Below are 17,058 nucleotides of genomic sequence, written 5' to 3'. Positions count from 1 at the left end.
GATGTGGTCTAATTTTTCCGGATGGTTTGCTACTTACTTGCCTAAGGTGCGTTTAATAGCTATTTCTTCATAGCCTTCAATGAAGTCGCCTACTTTAACATCATTAAAGTTTTTAATACTAATGCCACATTCTTGGCCGGGCATTACTTCTTTGACTTCGTCTTTGTAGCGGCGCAAGGATTCTATTTCGCCGGTATAAACAACGACACTATCGCGCACTAAGCGTATTTTGGTGTCGCGGGCAACTTTACCTTCGGTAACAAAGCATCCGGCAACTGTGCCTATTCTGCCTTCTTTAGTAATTTTAAACACTTCGCGCACCTCAATATTACATACAAAACGTTCTTCAAATTTAGGTTCAAGCAGGCCTTCCATAGCTGCTTTTATTTCGTTGATGGTTTCGTATATAATACTGTACAAACGAATATCAATACTTTCTTGTTCGGCCTTTTTGCGGGCGGTTGGCACTGGCCGCACATGGAAGCCAATAATAATAGCATCGGAGGCGCTGGCTAATAAAACGTCACTTTCTATGATTGCGCCTACACCTTTGTGAATAATGCGCACTTGAACTTCTTCGGTTGATAATTTTTGCAGCGAATCGCAAAGGGCTTCTACCGAGCCGTCCACGTCTCCTTTCACTATTAGGTTTAATTCTTTGAAGGTGCCTAAAGCTAAACGGCGGCCAATTTCGTCGAGGGTAATATGTTTTTTGGTGCGTTGTGCTTGTTCGCGCAAAATTTGTTCGCGGCGGGTAGCAATTTCTTTTGCGTCACTTTCGGTGGCCATTACGCGCATACGGTCGCCGGCGGTAGGTGCGCCGTTAAAGCCCAAAACGGTAACGGGTGTTGATGGGCCTGCTTTTGTTACTTTAGCACCGCGCTCGTTAAACATTGCTTTTACTTTTCCGAAATAAGAGCCTGCCATTATTACATTGCCCACTTTTAAGGTGCCGCTTTGCACTAATACGGTAGATACATAACCACGTCCGCGGTCTAATGATGCTTCAATAATTGCGCCTACGGCCATCCGGTTGGGATTTGCTTTTAGTTCGAGCATTTCGGCCTCGAGCAAAATTTTGTCTAAGAGTTCGTTTACACCGGTGCCTTTTTTTGCTGATATTTCTTGGGTTTGGTATTTGCCACCCCATTCTTCTACTAACAAGTCCATATTTGCTAATTGTTCGCGTATGCGTTCGGCATTAGCTTCGGGTTTATCCATTTTATTAAAGGCAAATATCATGGGTACGCCAGCTGCTTGTGCATGACTTATGGCTTCGCGGGTGGTAGGCATTATACTGTCGTCGGCAGCAATTACAATCACGGCAATATCTGTTACTTTAGCACCACGTGCGCGCATGGCGGTAAAAGCTTCGTGGCCGGGTGTATCTAAAAAAGTAATTTGGCCGCCGTCTTTGGTAGTTACTTCATAAGCGCCTATGTGTTGGGTTATGCCACCCATTTCTCCGGCTACTACGTTGGCGCTGCGTATGTAGTCAAGCAATGATGTTTTACCGTGGTCAACGTGCCCCATGATGGTTACAATAGGTGGTCGGGCCATAAGTTCGTTGGGGTCTTCTTCTTCTTCTTCACTAAAGGCATCGTCTTCTTCGGCGATGGTTATAAATTCTACTTCAAAATCAAACTCGGCGGCTACAATTTCAATTAATTCGGCATCTAAGCGTTGGTTTATTGAAATCATGTGGCCTAAGGTAAAGCATGCTGTTATAATTTCCGAGACGGTTACATCCATTAATTTGGCTAATTCGCTGGCTGTGATAAACTCGGTAACGCGCAAAATTTTTGTTTCGGCCTGTTCGGCCATTTCGCGTTGCTTGATTTCTTCTTCGCGGCGTTGTTTTTTTTGTTGTTTAGCTTTTTGGCTGCGACCTCCACCGCGTCCGGTACCGATTTTAGTAATGGTAATGCGCATTTTGTCTGTGACATCGCGGTCAGAAATTCCATTCTCACCTTGCGATTTACCTTTCTTTTTATTACGCCCACCACCATAATTTGCATTTCCAGCTCCGGCGTTGTTGTTGGAAGTATTACTATCGCCGGTATTATTAGGACGGTTTTGCTGCTGCGGTTGTTGGCGGTTAGCTTTTTTAATCAGCTCCTTTTTAACACGAGCGCCGGTTTCGACATTTTGCCCGCTACCATCTACTGAAACTGCGCCGCTAACTGTGTCGGGTTCAATGGGTTTAACAATACGCTTGCGTTTTCTTTTGCGTTTGCGTTCGCCCGCAGCGTTGTTTTGTTGCTTGTCTGTTGTAGTTCCTAAGTCAATTTTGCCTTTTACGCTAAGCCCTTTAAGTTGGGGGGTAGCACCTCTTATTAGTTCTGGCTCGGCGGGTGGAGTTGGTTCTACGGGTGTAGTAATAGTTTGCGGTGGCTCAGTGGGTGGGGTAGGGGTTATAGTTGGCGTATCTAAAGGCAGGACAAGTTGTTTTTGTTTATCCTGATCGGGCTTTTCTTTGGTTTGGTCGTTGGGGGTTTTCTTTTTTTTTCTTTCTCTTTCTGTTGGTTTTTGCTTTCTACGTTTGGATTAACATTCTTTTTTTCTGTGTTTTGTTTGCCTTTTGGCTGTTGATTTTTTTTATCGGTGTCGTTTTTATCGAGAGCATCGAGGTCAATTTTTCCTACAACTTTATAGGTGCTTTTATTAGTAACTAATTCTTGTTCTTGCTCTATTTTGGCCTCAGTATTGGTTGGTGCTACTTCCTCTTTCTGTTTAATCTCTTCCTGTTGTTGCTGAGGTTTATTTTCTTTTTCAACTACGGCATCAAGGTTGTTAGATTGTTGGCTCGTTGTTTCGGTGGTATTTGAGTCGATTGGCTGGGTTGTTGGTGTTTGTTTTTCAGTTTTTTCGGTAGATATGTCTTCACTTAGCTTTCCGGATTCGGTATTTATTGTTGTTGTAGTTGTTTGGGTTATGGGTTCCTCATTTTGTATTTGTTTGCTCTTGGTTTCTTCGGGTTCGGTTTTTGTTTCGGTATGAGGTACAGTTGTTTCGGTATCTGGTGGCAGTTCAACTTGCTGATGCTGTTGAGGTTGTTCGGTTAGGGCTGGCTTGTCGGATTCAGTTTGTTGATTATTTGTAATAATATTGGGGGTAGCAACGGGGGTATTTGTCCCTGTTGTTATAGGCTCGGGTTTACGGGTAGTAGTACTTAAAGTAATTTGGTGCGCTTTATCTTTTAGTTGCGCATCTTTTTTAAATTCGGCAAGCAATACTTCGTACATCTGCGGCGTAATTTTGGCCATTGGTTTTAATTCAACGTCAAAGCCTTTTTTACGCAGCAGTTCGCCTGCTGTTTCGTAGCCAATATTTAATTCGGTAGCTGCTTTAACTAACCGATTTGGAGTTTCTGCCATGAAGGATATTTATATAAATTGGTCGTTTTTTAAGTTATAAAATTAGGGGTTTATTTATTTATCAGTTCTAAATTTTAAATTTTATTTAGTTGTTTAATCTTTTAATCTTCGTTTTGTTCATTGTCTTCAAATTCGGCTTTCAGTATGCTTAATACATCCTCAATAGTTTCCTCTTCTAAGTCCGAGCGGCGCAATAACTCATCTGCGCTAAGGTTTAAAACGCTACGGGCTGTATCGCAGCCGATACCTTTAAGAACATCAATAATCCATTGGTCAATTTCATCGGCAAATTCATCCAAATCAATATCATAATCATCAGCCTCGTCGTCCGATTCGCGGTAAACATCTATTTCGTAGGCGGTTAGTTTGCTGGCCAGTCTGATATTGATACCGCCTTTACCAATGGCTAATGATACTTGTTCGGGCTTTAAATAGGCCGATACTCTTTTTTTATTTTCGTTCACTTCTATCGAGTAAACCGTTGCAGGTGTTAAAGCTCGCTGAATAAAAAGTTTAGTATTATTAGTATAGTTTATAATGTCAATATTTTCGTTTCGCAACTCGCGCACTATGCCATGTATGCGCGAACCCTTCATACCTACGCAAGCACCAACGGGGTCAATACGGTCGTCAAATGATTCAACGGCTACTTTGGCGCGTTCACCTGGTTCGCGGGCTATTCGGCGTATGGCAATTACACCGTCAAATATTTCGGGCACTTCAATTTCGAGTAGTTTGGCTAAAAAGGCGTTATCTGTTCTCGATAAAATAATACGTGGGGTATTATTGCGCAGTTCAACTTTTTTTACAATAGCTTTAACAGTATCTCCTTTTTTGTAGTTATCGGTTTTTATTTGTTCAGTTCGGGGCAATAACAATTCGTTGCCGTCGTCGTCTAAAATCAGCAGTTCGCGTTTCCAAGCCTGGTAAACCTCGCCGGTTACAATTTCGCCAATTCTTTCGTTGTATTTTTTTAAAAGTTCCTCTCTTTCGAGTTCCATTATCCGCGACATCAAGGTTTGGCGGGCAGCTAATACCGAGCGGCGGCCAAACGAGTCTAAGGTAATGGGTTCGTACAATTCTTCGCCTATTTCTAAGTCGGGTTCTTTTTGGGTAGCTTCGGTATAACCAACTTGTGTATTTATATCTTGTACTTCATCGTCGGCTACAATTTGCCTGCGATGCCAAATTTCAAGGTCGCCCTTTTCGGTATTAACAGTAATTTCAAAAATTTCATCCGAGCCGTATTTTTTCCGGAGTAAGGTTTTAAAAACATCTTCTATTACCCGCATTAACGTGGGGCGGTCAATACTTTTAAACTCTTTAAACTCCGAAAAAGAATCAACTAAGCCTATATTGTGGTTACTCATGACTACTATTTGTGCGTTTGGGGTTAACTAAAAAAATATTCATGGGTGTTTTTTATTTAATTTATTGTTTGTTTGTTTGTTTGATGTGGTTAAAAATAAACTAATTATTAATTAAAAGTTATTTTCTTTTTAGTTTGTAGTATATCTGAAAAAGATATTTCGTGATTAGTGGTTTTAGGGTTTTTATCGATGGCTTTTTTTAAGGATATTTTTTTCTCCGGAACTGCCAAAACGATATTTTCGGCGGCAACAAATTGCAAGATGCCTTCTATTTTTTCTCCGCTTATTAAAGTAACCTGTACTTCGCGGCCTATATTTTTGGTGTATTGCCTTACTACTTTAAAGGGGTTGCCCATGCCTGGAGATGAAACCTCAAGTACATAATCCTCCGGAACAAAATCGGCGGCATCTAAAAAAGGTTCTAAATATCGGCTAATGGCGGTGCATTTATTTAAATCCATGTTTTCGTCACAATCGGCATACACCTCAATTTTTTTCCCTCCGGTTCGTATTTCTACTAAAAAGCAATTGGTTTCGGCAAAATAAGTGGCCAAATGGTCGGTTATTAATTGTGTTACTTGTTCGGGTATCATATTTTGATTTTAATATTATACCACTTTTCAGGTATAATAAACAAAATAGGGGACTTAGCCCGTCCCCTATTTTCTCAAATTCCGAGTGCAAAGGTACGATATTTGTTTTTGTTTGCCAAATTATTTTTTTGCAATAATATGTTATTTTTAATCTAATCGGTTTCTTTTAAATGCCATATCAAGGCGTTTTTTATAATATTGGGGTTTTGCCAAACAAGAAAATGATTTTCGTTGGGTAAAATTTGCATATTTACTTTGCAGGCATTAGTAAGTTGTTGTTGAGCAAACTGTGCATTTTCGGCTGGCACCAAAAAATCGGCGCTGCCTTGCAAAATGGTTGTACGCTGGGTAACTGTTGGCCAAAGTGGCAACATAGTATTTAGCTCGCGGTAGGCATAGCGTATTTCGCGGTTCGAGGCTGCCAACGAGGGTGGCACAAACCAGCGCAAGGGTATATTGTCTATAAATGGTCGCCACCATTCGCGGGGTTCAAGGTTGGGGGCTACGCTGCCGGCAACAATTACCAAATCGCTGACCAACTGCGGGTAATCCATAGCTAACCGCACTATTAATGGCCCACCTAACGAGTGGCCTACCAATATAGTTTTTGCGTTATGAAACCTTTCGATAGCGGGAGCAATTAATTTTGCTTGCTCCTTAAACGAAGACTCGGCAACGCCAAACCCCGAGTAGCCAAAGCCCGGCCTGTCTATTGCAATCATTTGCGCTTGTTGCAGTAAGGAGGTGTCGGCCAAAAAATTGGCAAAATTATCTAACGAGCCGGGCGAGCCATGTATAAATACAATAAGTGGTTTAGTGGTATCGCCAATATGGGCGTAGTGCATATTGCGGTTTTCGACCGTATAGTTGTAAAAATCAGGTGGTTCTATGTTTTTTCTGGTAAATTGTTTTTGCAGCACTTTGTCGGCGGTACGAAAAGTAAAACATCCGGAAAATTGCACTAATAGAAACCAAACAAAAGCTAAAAAGCCAACAATTTTAAAACTTTTCTTTATAAATTTCATTTTAATACAGATAAAACATTCCGACTTTCAGCAAGAAAAAGAAGAGTGGAAACTTAAAAAAACTTGTCTGCTTTGTTTCCGGATAGCTATAAAAAAAACGATTCAAAGAGCAAAATTACCTTATTTTCCGGAAAGGATAAAAACAATACATCGCCACAATTCTGTTTTGGACCAAAAAAATGGCTAAAATGCTTTGTTGTTTCTAATATTATTAGTAATTTTGCCTCAAATTTTAGCAATAAGGCTTTTTACACCCTTAAATTAAATAAGTGGCCAAAAATACCCCTCCACCGCCCGATATTACCGCCCCCGCCGCCCACGACCACCAAACAGGCCCCTTAGCAGGCAAATACCAAACCTGGTTTTTAGACTATGCCTCGTATGTAATACTTGACCGCGCCGTACCCGCCATTGAAGATGGTCTTAAACCCGTTCAACGCCGTTTGTTGCACGCCCTAAAAAGTATTGACGATGGCCGCTACCACAAAGTAGCCAACGTAGTAGGCCAAACCATGCAGTATCACCCACACGGCGATGCCTCTATTTACGAAGCCTTAGTAAATTTAGGCCAAAAAGATTTGCTTATTGACACCCAAGGCAACTGGGGCGATTATAGAACGGGCGATACCGCCGCCGCCCCGCGTTATATTGAAGCGCGCTTGTCAAAATTAGCCCTCGAAATTGCTTTTCATGCCGATTTAACCGAGTGGCAACTTAGTTACGATGGCCGCAAAAAAGAGCCGGTAACCTTGCCCATGAAATTTCCGCTGTTATTAGCACAAGGCGTTGAAGGGATAGCCGTAGGTTTGGCCACCCGTATTTTACCGCATAATTTTAACGAATTAGTAGAGGCATCGATAAAAATTTTACAAAAAAAAACCTTTATTATTTATCCCGATTTTTTAACCAGAGGGTTGATTGATGTAGCCGATTACCGCGAAGGGCAACGCGGCGGCAAGGTGCGTGTGCGGGCGCGTATTGAATGTCCGGATAAAAAAACTTTAATAATACGCGACATTCCGTACGGCACCAACACACAGGGGCTAATAGACAGTATCATTAAAGCCAACGACAAAGGCAAAATTAAAATTAAAAAAGTTACCGATAATACAGCCAAAGATGTTGAAATTGTAATTGAACTAACGCCAGGCGTTTCGCCCGACGTTACAATAGATGCCTTATATGCGTTTACCGACTGCGAAGTGTCAATTTCGCCTAATTGCTGTGTAATTATTGACAAAAAGCCACATTTTGTAAGCGTAAACGACTTATTAAATTTCAGCACACAACACACCACCAATCTATTAAAACGCGAGTTAGAACTAAAACTAAACGACCTGCGCGAAAAATTACATTTTGCCTCGTTAGAGCAAATTTTTATCGAAAAACGTATTTATCGCCGTATTGAAGAGTGTGAAACCTTTGAAGCCGTTATCGAAGCTATTCAATCCGGATTAAAACCCTACACTAAAAATTTTATCCGCGTTGTAACACGAGACGACATCATCCGGCTAACCGAAATCAAAATTAAACGCATCTCTAAATACGATTCTTTTCAGGCAAACGAGGCTATAAAACAGCTGCAAGCCGATATTTCCCAAACTGAACACCACTTAACACACCTAACCGATTTTGCCATCGCGTATTTTAAAAATTTATTAACCAAATATGGTAAAGGCCGCGAACGCCGCACCGAAATTCGAAGTTTCGATACTATAAAAGTTCGGCAGGTTGCCCTTGCCAACGAAAAACTTTATGTTAATCGTACCGATGGTTTCATGGGTTATGGCCTTAAAAAAGATGAATACGTTTGCGACTGCTCAGATATTGACAATATTATTGTAATTCGCAAAGACGGCAAATTAATTGTAACCCCCATTGGCGAAAAAGTATTTGTAGGCAAAGATATTTTGCATATTGATGTGTGGCGGCAAAACGACGAACGCCGTACTTATCATATAGTTTATTTAGATGGCAAAACAGGGCAAAGTTTAGTGAAAAGATTTAACGTTACCGCTGTAACCTACAAACGCGAGTACGATATAACACAAGGCACGCCAAACTCAAAAATTTTATATTTATCTGTACACCCCAATAGCGAGGGCGAGGTAATTAGCGTGCAACTTTCGCCTACCAGCAACGCCCGCAACAAACAACTCGAATACGATTTTACCGATTTAGAAGTGCGCAACCGCAATACCAAAGGTAATTTGCTTACTAAATACCCTGTACGCAGCGTCAAACAAAAAGAGGTAGGCAGTTCAACTATTGGCGGGCGTAAAATTTGGCTCGACGAAAAAATTGGTCGCCTTAACACCGAAGGGCGCGGGCAATTGCTCGGCGAGTTCGATACAGGCGATACCATTTTAACCATTTACCAAGACGGCAATTACGAAATGACCGATTTTGAATTAACTAACCGCTACGAAATGGATAAATTAGTGCTGATAGAAAAACATCAACCGGATAAAATAATAAGTGCTGTTTATTTGAACAAAGAAAAAGCCGACTGGTTTGTTAAACGCTTCCGGATTGAAACAGCCAAACTCAATGAAAAATTTTGTTTTATTGGCGAAACCAAAGGCTCGGCACTTGAATTGGCAACTACCGACCCCGACCCCGTTGCCGAATACATTTATTTAAAGAAGAAAGGCGGAGAGAAATTGACAAATTTGCTTATTTTTAACGAATTTATTGACGTAAAAGGCTGGAAAAGTATGGGCAACAAACTATTTATTTATAGTTTAAAAGATTTGCGCTTACTAACCGAAGTCGAAAAACTCAAAAAAATACCTACTATAAGTTTAACTGCTGCCCAAACTCACAAAACTACTTCTAATAATACACCTATTATTGCCCCAAACCCGGATAAAATTATTGACGGTGAGCAAGGTAGCCTGTTTGGGTAAATGTTTTGGCTCTCTCCAAAATAGTAACCCACCCCCCTAACCCCTACGAGGAGCTAATCTTGTAGGGGTTAGGGGGAGTAAGCACCAACCTCGCCCACCAAACTAACCATCAACCCCAACTACACCCATTTAATACGCCAAGGCGTAGCCTTTGAAATGTTTAACACCCAAGGGCAGTCGGTTAAAACCGTTCCTTTATCATCGGGAGGGGAAACAACCACCTTTACCACCGGCAACCTAAACATCCGGAATATATTACTGCCGCCTTCAAAACCATCCGGAAATGGCGGGGTTAAGCTCCTGCTCTACTAATTTTACCTCTTTGAGAGGCTAAACGCAAGTTACATAGCCCAGAATTTAAATTGTGGGCTATGTAATTCTAAGCAATTTACAATTAAAAATAAACGCCTACCCGCAAGCCAATATTCGAAGGTTTAAGTTTAACATCGTGGGCTTTGTCGTTAACAAGGGGCAAAAAGCCATGATGATAAACAAACCCACCGTAAGCAGTAGTACCGCCGGAGAGTTCGTAATCTAAGCCTATGCCTGCTTTTAAAGAAATATCAAGTAAATTGGTTAAATCTTTTGCTGGTTCGCTATCAACTGTTTTGACGTTGTTAATTTCGCGGTCGTAGCGCGAGCGAACGGTAACGCCCGGCACAACTCCAATTTGGGCTACAAAATTAAGTTTGTCTAATTTAGGTATTACTTTTCCGGTTTTAAGTTTTAGGCTCAACGGAACTTGCAAGGTTTGGGCGCGCACACTTGTTTCAACGGTTGTGTCCTTGCCCGATAAAACGGTATAACTGCCCCCGTTTGAGGTTACATATGCGCCGGTAGCAAAATAAGCACGTTGGTCGTCTCTCTTTTTAAAATCGAGCGATAAACCATAGCCAAAGCCCATCCGGCCGGATTTGCTGTCAACGGTATCGGCAGTGCGTAAAAAATCGTAAACAACAGAGGCGTTTAAGCCAAAACTAACTTGGGCTTGTGTAAGATGTGCGGTAGCGAACAGACATACAACTACCAAAAACATTTTTTTCATGAATTTACTAAAGTTGGGTTTGATAAGTTAAATTGTAAAATACGATGCAACAATTTTACGACATTTTTTGTTAGTTGCACCCAAGCAAAGTAATAATAACTCGTTTGCTTGAATTAATTTTGTGCTTTAATAAAATAATTAGTAATTTACCGTCTATTCAGACCCTTTATGCCAACCAAAGTCACTTCAAATACTGCCAATTGTTTAGTTGTTTGCTTTGCATTTTGCCTAATAATAGCCCTTATTTTTAGCAGTAGTAGTTGTAATCAAAAACAGCCTGATACCACCGCAAATACAGCAAATAATACTAACAGCAGCCAAATTAAAATTAAACGATTTGAGCAAGCCCTGTTTACGGTTGATACGAGTGCTGGCAATTATGTGCCAAGCGTAAAGGCATTAATTCAGCAATATCCGGATATTTTTCCGTTATTTTCCGAGCAAATAATGCAATGGGGGGGCATAAACGACCCCGGCGAAAATTATCTTTACGCCTTAAAAGGATTTATCTCTAATTCCGATGTACGTGGGCTTTACCAAACCACCCAAGAAAAATTTCCAAACCTATCCCAACTCGAAGCCGAACTTACCGCAGCATTTGCAAACTACCAGCGTTTGTTTCCAAATCGAAGTATTCCAAAGCAAGTATTTAGCCATATATCAACTTTTGGGCCTGCCGTATTAACCGTTGATAGCGCCATGTTAGGTATAAATTTAGATATGTTTTTAGGCCGGAATTTTGATGTTTACCGGATGCGCGAAGTTAATATTCCGGAATACCTGTCGCGCCGTGCCGAGCCTCCCTACATAACGCCTATGGCTATGCAAGCTTATTTACAAGGCATTTTCCCAATTGCTCCCTCAGAGAAAGATAAAAGCAGCCTAAAACTAATTGACTACATGGTTTACCAAGGCAAAATTCTTTATTTATTAGATGCCGTTTTACCCAAAACCCCCGATACCCTAAAAATTGGTTATACCGCCCAGCAACTTGAATGGTGCCAACAAGAAGAAGCTAATATTTGGACATTTTTTATTGACAAAGAACTGCTCTTTAATGCCAATTACCACGACTTTTTTAAATTTGTAAACGAGGCCCCCACTACCAATGAAATGCCGCCCCAATCGCCCGGAAAAATTAGTGCATGGGTGGGCTGGCAAATTATAAAAGCCTATCTCAAACAAAACCCTAATGCAGCTAACAACCTCAGCGAATTAATGCGCCTGCACAACAACGGGCAGCAAATTTTAACTGAGTCGAAATACAAACCTAAATTAGAATAAATTTGCTCAACATCAGTCCAATCATATTGCAATTTGATACAAGGTAAAAAAATTTTATTAGGCATTTGCGGCAGTATTGCTGCCTACAAAGCGGCAGTTTTAGCGCGTTTATTAGTAAAACACGGTGCTCAGGTGCGTGTTATAATGACACCCGGTGCTTGTTCGTTTATTACGCCGCTTACCCTGTCAACTCTTACAAACCACGAAGTTATAACCCAATTTTATAACTCCGACACTGCTGTTTGGAACAATCATGTTCATTTAGGGTTGTGGGCTGATGTAGTGCTAATTGCACCCGCCTCGGCAAGTGTTATGTCGCGGTTGGCAACCGGCCTTTGCAACGATGTTTTAGCTGCCACCTACCTCTCGGCCCGGTGCCCTGTTGTTTTGGCTCCGGCAATGGATGTTGATATGTGGCATCACCCGGCTACGCAAGCTAATATTGCCAAACTAAAAAGCTATGGCAACCATATTATACCCGTGGCGCATGGTTTTTTGGCAAGCGGATTGGTAGGCGATGGGCGTATGGCCGAGCCCGAAGAAATTGTAACTTATTTAGAGACATTTTTTATGCGGCAACAGCATCCGGATATTATAGCTAAATTATCCGGAAAAAAACTCCTTATCACCGCCGGCCCTACCTACGAGCCAATAGACCCTGTTCGTTTTATAGGCAATAGGTCATCGGGCAAAATGGGCATTGCCTTAGCCCAAACCGCAACTGCCTTAGGCGCACAAGTTACCTTAGTATTGGGGCCAACCAATTTACGGCCACAACCAGCTGATAATTTAACGCTAATTACAGTCGAAACAGCCGATCAAATGTATCAAGCAGCTATCAAATTATTTGGGCAAACACAAATTGCAATTTTATCGGCTGCCGTTAGCGATTATACCCCTGAGCAGGTGAGCGAACAAAAAATTAAAAAAACCGAAGGCGGCCTTACCATTCCTCTAACTAAAACCGCCGATATTTTGGCCTATTGTGGCCTACATAAAAAAGCCGGGCAATTTGTAGTAGGCTTTGCCTTAGAAACAAACGATGAAGTAAGCTACGCTCAAAAAAAATTACAAATCAAAAACGCCGACTTAATTGTACTAAACTCGCTGCGCGATGCCGGCGCTGGTTTTGGCCATGATACCAATAAAATAAGTTTTATTTTGCCAAATGCTGCACCCATAGCCTTGCCTTTATTGCCTAAAACAGCGGTTGCCTTAGAAATATTAGACAAAATTGCCGATTCAATTGCTTGAAAATTAGCTTAAACAAACCTATTTTGACCAAAATAAACATCATTACTTTAAACTTAGGAGGTTCATTTATTTTTTTAAATCCGGATTATACTGCTAAATTCTAAAAAAAGTAAATTGTTAAAACGAGTTTAACCTTGTTCACTTAAAAATTTGGCTAAATGGATATTAAACTCATCGGGGCGCTCCATCATGGGTGCGTGGCCGGTTTTGTCCATCCATATTAGTTGGGCGTTTGGCAACAATTTTTTAAACTCGTCGGCTACAAATGGGGGGGTAACATTATCGTGTGTGCCCCAAATTAGCAAGGTTGGCACTTTAATAGCAGGCAGTTGGTCTTTCATATTATAGCGTATAGCCGATTTTGCAACCGACACCACCCTAATTGCATAATCTAAACGGTTTACAATATCATATACTTCATCTACTAGTTCTTTGGTGGCGGTATTAGGGTCGTAGAAAGTTAAGGCTGTTTTATTTTTAATGTACTCGTAGTCGCCCCGCCTTGGAAAAGTATCGCCAAATGAGTTTTCAAATAGCCCCGAGCTACCCGTTAATATCAAACTTTTAACCAAGTGTTGTTGCCTTAAAGTGAACAACTGTGCTATGTGCCCACCTAACGAGTTGCCCAGCAAATTTATTTGCGTGTAGCCTTTATGCGCTACAAACCGCTCTACATAATCTACCAAATCATTAATACCGGGGCGAAATTTTTTCGAGTCGTAAATGGGTAAAATAGGCACTACAATTTTATAGGCGTGGCCAAAATGGTCAATTAATCCGGCAAAATTGCTTAGTGCGCCAAACAAACCATGTAGCAACATTAATATTTTACCTTCGCCTTGCTCAACGTATTTAAACTCGCCCTCGTGCTGTATTGATAACTGCATATTGTATTATTATTTATTGGATGGTAGTTATAACTTTTTTATAGCGTTTAAAAACAAGGGGTAAATATACAAAAAATATAAACCTCGCTGCTATTGTTTGTTGGCAAAGCAGCTATATCCGGATAAAAAATGTAGTTTAACAGCCCTTACACCTCGATTTATAAAGAATTTATCAAGGTTTGTAAAAAATTCCATATTTCTGTTAAAGCTGGTACAACTGCGTTAATTGTTATAACTGGCAAAGGTTGTACCAACTGGTATAAACTTGACTGTGCGAGATAGGCGCTAATTAAACCCAAATTATTAAGCACGTTTAATGCCCAAGCGGTAGCCAAAACAAAACAAAACGCCCAAAATAGGAGGCCTAAAAATCGATTTACCCAACGCATACTGCGCGAGTTTACATAATAACCAACCATAGACACAAACAACCTAAAAGCAGTTATAGCTAAAATGCCAGTAATTATAGCTGCCAATACTGGTGAAGCCATATTGCCTAAGCCTATTGCTTTTAAAGCTACAACACCCAAATACCAACATTTAAGGGTAAAAATTACAATAAGCACCCATTTCAGTATATTTAACAAAGGGCCGGCAAGTCCGGTATAAAACCCTTTAAATACACCCATAAAAAATGCCGCTAAAATTACAATGTCTATAGGGTTCACTAATAACTGTCTAATTGGTGAATGAGCGTATATTAAATAGGTCTAATCAAAAAATTGGCTATTTCGTCCCATGATTTTGGCCGTAGTACTACTGCTTGTTGCCATTTTGGTGGCAGTTCGGTATTGGCGTTATAGGGGTGCCAAAGCCATATAGCCCCAATGCCCAAGTTGGCGGCCAAGCCCACGTCTGCGGGGCTGTCTCCAATAACAAACGAGTTTTTGTAGTCAAAATCAGGGTTGTTTGCATAATGTTGCACTCTTCCGGTAAAAGGTTTGCGGGTAGGCAACTGTTCATGTGCGTAGCTACGGTCAATACATTGTTCAACAAAACAAATTCCGGCATTTTTTAACGTATCCATTAAATGTTGATGGATGGGAAAAAAATCGTTTTCCGGATAAAACGGAGTACCTAACCCATCTTGGTTGGTAACTAATACGAGGTCATAAAAATTCCGGATAAGTAGTTGTTGTAGAACAGGAATCACATTGGGTAATAGCTGTAATTGTTGTAAACTTCTTATCCGGAAATCATTTCCTTGCGGCTCATGAATTAAAGTACCATCTCGGTCAATAAATAATATTGGGCGCATTTAATTGTTGAAAAAAAGATATTTCAATCGCAATCTCGTCATTATTTATTTATTTTACTCATCGGTTTCCTGAGGAGGTAGTGGCACGTTTGGGTCGGTTATCTCGTACCGTTTTACCCGAATCTTTGTAATTCATTGGCTGTGCGTTCAATACGGAGTAGTTGTTCATATTGTAATTCCAAACGCTATATGGGTTTAGGCGCATATCATAGCTATTGCTGTTTACCGCCATACTTGTCGTTTTGTTGCGCAACGAATTGTAGTAGGTCATAAACAAACCAACTTTGTTTATGGGCAAATTTAGCGCGTAAGGTTTTGTGGCAAATGGAATTAAGCCATCGAGCAGTGCTGGGTTTAAGAAGCGCAATTCATCGTAATCCATATCAATATTTTTTGCTGCTTCGGCCAACGAAATTGGCAGATTGCGCACTTGTACGGTATCGGTTAAATAAAATAGATAAGGGGGGTTATTATGTGCAATATCGTGCTCTAAATGGTAATTGATAATGTAATTAGCGGCAATAAACAAGGGAAGATAGCCTTGGTTGTCGGGAGGCAAAAAACGTATTACTTCCCAAAAATTGCGGCTCGATGTTTCGCGCAGGGCTTTATCTACGGCTCCCTCGCCACTATTAAAGGCTGCTATTGCTAAATACCAGTTTTGGTAACGCTCATATAAGTATTTTAAATGTTTGGCGGCTACTTCACTGGCTAATATCGGGTCGCAGCGTTCATCAACATACGAGTTTGTTTCTAAACCATAGCGTTGTGCAAGCCGGTACGGAAGCATCCACATGCCCATACGGCCATTTTCAGAGCGGGCATTTGGCGACATAGCCGATTCAATTACCGGAATACATTTTAACTCAATAGGCAGGCCATGTCTTGCCAATACCTCTTCGACCATTGGAAAATAATGAGATGCACGGCCCAACATGCGGCTTACCTGGTCGCGTTTTGAGCCAACGTACAAATCTATAAAGTATTTTACATATTCATTATACTCCATTGGAATAACAGTTGGCAATACGGCTAACCTTTGGGCATAGATGTTTGTAGGATATAATTGAAGGCCATGTGTATTTTGACGACTGTAACCTTCAAATAATGGCGCTTGCGCTAAACTGTGCTGCTCAATATAATTTGCATAAATTAGGTCTTCGTTCAAATGGTCTATATCTGCCGATGCTGTTAAAGTCATGGCATCCCAATCAAATTCACCACCTAATAATAATTTTTTAGCCGGTTTTGATACTGCCGGCTGTGAAACGGCTTTGGGTGGTGTTACAGCAGCGGTTGGTGTGGTTGTTGCGGTAGTTTTATTAGTATTGGCCGCAATAGTTGTTGTTGGTTGGATAGTATTGTTTTGCTTGGATTCGGTTGGCAAACTGGTTATTACCTGATTCAATGGCGCTTGTGCCGGTTGGGTAACGTTCCATTTTTGTTGGCCCGATTTAGCATCTATGGCATATAATGAGGCATCGCCACAGCAGGTAAAATACAAACCGCCTTGTTTGTAGGTCATTTGACTGCAATTACCTCCGGTTGGAATTTTCCAAAGTATTTGGCCGTTTTCTGAGTCAAAACAATACAAACTGTCATTATTACAGTTGGCAAAAATTTTATCAATTTCAGAAACTAACAAAAGTCCGGAATTTACAAAATCACTTTTAAGTGTTTGCGTCCAAACTAAATTACCTGTTTTGGATTCTTGGCAAGTAATTTTTAAACCAATGGCCGAGTAAACCTTATTTTGGCCAACAATTGGTGTTTGACTACAAGCGTCTGTAGTTGATATTTTATTCGGGTTTAGTGTTGCCGGTGTTGATGAGCGGTCAAAGGGGTTTTCGGGCACCAAGGTTGGGGCATCAGAATTGGTGAATTTTGATTTTGCTTGTGTATTACCACTCTGCTGGCCATAGGTCATCACCATCATGTTTGGGGCAAGCCATAATACTAATAGAACAACCCAAATTAAGCAATATTGGGTAAACCGTGGGCAAAAATTGCCTTTAAAAACAAACATAAGAAGGTAAGTTTTAAACTTTTTAAAATT

Annotated in this window: 13 protein-coding genes and 1 pseudogene; 4 read left to right on the top strand and 10 right to left on the bottom strand. The window is 40.7% G+C overall.

The window, feature by feature from the left end; all coding sequences use genetic code 11:
• Positions 1–33 precede the first annotated feature (33 nt).
• The 5 genes and pseudogenes from infB to IPI59_07430 form a co-directional block, all read right to left on the bottom strand.
• Positions 34–2,319, bottom strand: a pseudogene (gene infB / locus IPI59_07450) (translation initiation factor IF-2).
• A gap of 110 nt (positions 2,320–2,429) precedes the next feature.
• Complete coding sequence (locus IPI59_07445) at positions 2,430–3,377, bottom strand: hypothetical protein (GenBank protein ID MBK7527369.1); 948 nt, start codon at positions 3,375–3,377, stop codon at positions 2,430–2,432.
• A gap of 101 nt (positions 3,378–3,478) precedes the next feature.
• Positions 3,479–4,747 (bottom strand): transcription termination/antitermination protein NusA, encoded by a 1,269-nt coding sequence (gene nusA, locus IPI59_07440; protein MBK7527368.1) that lies wholly within the window; start codon positions 4,745–4,747, stop codon positions 3,479–3,481.
• Positions 4,748–4,854: 107 nt separating this feature from the next.
• The gene (locus tag IPI59_07435) at positions 4,855–5,340 is read right to left on the bottom strand and encodes a ribosome assembly cofactor RimP (GenBank protein ID MBK7527367.1); all 486 of its coding nucleotides are present in this window, start codon (positions 5,338–5,340) and stop codon (positions 4,855–4,857) included.
• 152 nt (positions 5,341–5,492) lie between these two features.
• The gene (locus IPI59_07430) at positions 5,493–6,365 is read right to left on the bottom strand and encodes an alpha/beta hydrolase (protein MBK7527366.1); all 873 of its coding nucleotides are present in this window, start codon (positions 6,363–6,365) and stop codon (positions 5,493–5,495) included.
• A gap of 269 nt (positions 6,366–6,634) precedes the next feature.
• Between IPI59_07430 and IPI59_07425 the strand changes: the two genes are divergently transcribed.
• Both IPI59_07425 and IPI59_07420 read left to right on the top strand, forming a co-directional pair.
• The gene (locus tag IPI59_07425; protein ID MBK7527365.1) at positions 6,635–9,274 is read left to right on the top strand and encodes a DNA gyrase/topoisomerase IV subunit A; all 2,640 of its coding nucleotides are present in this window, start codon (positions 6,635–6,637) and stop codon (positions 9,272–9,274) included.
• Between the two features lie 156 nt (positions 9,275–9,430).
• Positions 9,431–9,586, top strand: a complete 156-nt coding sequence (locus tag IPI59_07420; protein MBK7527364.1) for a hypothetical protein — start codon at positions 9,431–9,433, stop codon at positions 9,584–9,586.
• An 82-nt stretch (positions 9,587–9,668) separates the two neighbouring features.
• Here IPI59_07420 and IPI59_07415 read toward each other — a convergent pair whose 3' ends face one another.
• Complete coding sequence (locus tag IPI59_07415) at positions 9,669–10,319, bottom strand: hypothetical protein (GenBank protein ID MBK7527363.1); 651 nt, start codon at positions 10,317–10,319, stop codon at positions 9,669–9,671.
• Positions 10,320–10,487: 168 nt separating this feature from the next.
• On the opposite strand from IPI59_07415, the gene IPI59_07410 reads away from it, so the two are divergent.
• Positions 10,488–11,603 carry a hypothetical protein gene (locus IPI59_07410; protein ID MBK7527362.1) on the top strand — a complete coding sequence of 372 codons (1,116 nt, stop codon included), beginning with the start codon at positions 10,488–10,490 and terminating at the stop codon, positions 11,601–11,603.
• Positions 11,604–11,636: 33 nt separating this feature from the next.
• The gene (gene coaBC, locus IPI59_07405; GenBank protein ID MBK7527361.1) at positions 11,637–12,857 is read left to right on the top strand and encodes a bifunctional phosphopantothenoylcysteine decarboxylase/phosphopantothenate--cysteine ligase CoaBC; all 1,221 of its coding nucleotides are present in this window, start codon (positions 11,637–11,639) and stop codon (positions 12,855–12,857) included.
• Positions 12,858–12,985: 128 nt separating this feature from the next.
• On the opposite strand, the gene IPI59_07400 is transcribed toward coaBC, so the two are convergent.
• The 4 genes from IPI59_07400 to IPI59_07385 form a co-directional block, all read right to left on the bottom strand.
• Positions 12,986–13,744 carry an alpha/beta hydrolase gene (locus tag IPI59_07400; protein ID MBK7527360.1) on the bottom strand — a complete coding sequence of 253 codons (759 nt, stop codon included), beginning with the start codon at positions 13,742–13,744 and terminating at the stop codon, positions 12,986–12,988.
• Between the two features lie 158 nt (positions 13,745–13,902).
• A complete protein-coding gene (locus tag IPI59_07395; GenBank protein MBK7527359.1) occupies positions 13,903–14,412 on the bottom strand; it encodes a hypothetical protein in 510 nt (169 codons plus the stop codon).
• Between the two features lie 32 nt (positions 14,413–14,444).
• A complete protein-coding gene (gene hisB / locus IPI59_07390; GenBank protein ID MBK7527358.1) occupies positions 14,445–15,002 on the bottom strand; it encodes a histidinol-phosphatase in 558 nt (185 codons plus the stop codon).
• Between the two features lie 58 nt (positions 15,003–15,060).
• Positions 15,061–17,028, bottom strand: a complete 1,968-nt coding sequence (locus tag IPI59_07385) for a transglycosylase SLT domain-containing protein (protein MBK7527357.1) — start codon at positions 17,026–17,028, stop codon at positions 15,061–15,063.
• Between the last annotated feature and the right edge of the window lie 30 nt (positions 17,029–17,058).

The organism is Sphingobacteriales bacterium, assembly GCA_016706405.1.
GTDB lineage: Bacteria > Bacteroidota > Bacteroidia > Chitinophagales > UBA2359 > BJ6.
Note: the sequence above shows the minus strand (reverse complement) of the source record. Positions and strands in the feature narration are given on the sequence as shown.

Coding starts and splice junctions, on each gene's coding strand:
- IPI59_07385 (MBK7527357.1), bottom strand. CDS start 17,028: ATGTTTGTTTTTAAAGGCAATTTTTGCCCACGGTTTACCCAATATTGC.
- IPI59_07430 (MBK7527366.1), bottom strand. CDS start 6,365: ATGAAATTTATAAAGAAAAGTTTTAAAATTGTTGGCTTTTTAGCTTTT.
- IPI59_07415 (MBK7527363.1), bottom strand. CDS start 10,319: ATGAAAAAAATGTTTTTGGTAGTTGTATGTCTGTTCGCTACCGCACAT.
- nusA (MBK7527368.1), bottom strand. CDS start 4,747: ATGAGTAACCACAATATAGGCTTAGTTGATTCTTTTTCGGAGTTTAAA.
- IPI59_07420 (MBK7527364.1), top strand. CDS start 9,431: ATGTTTAACACCCAAGGGCAGTCGGTTAAAACCGTTCCTTTATCATCG.
- hisB (MBK7527358.1), bottom strand. CDS start 15,002: ATGCGCCCAATATTATTTATTGACCGAGATGGTACTTTAATTCATGAG.
- IPI59_07400 (MBK7527360.1), bottom strand. CDS start 13,744: ATGCAGTTATCAATACAGCACGAGGGCGAGTTTAAATACGTTGAGCAA.
- IPI59_07410 (MBK7527362.1), top strand. CDS start 10,488: ATGCCAACCAAAGTCACTTCAAATACTGCCAATTGTTTAGTTGTTTGC.
- IPI59_07445 (MBK7527369.1), bottom strand. CDS start 3,377: ATGGCAGAAACTCCAAATCGGTTAGTTAAAGCAGCTACCGAATTAAAT.
- IPI59_07435 (MBK7527367.1), bottom strand. CDS start 5,340: ATGATACCCGAACAAGTAACACAATTAATAACCGACCATTTGGCCACT.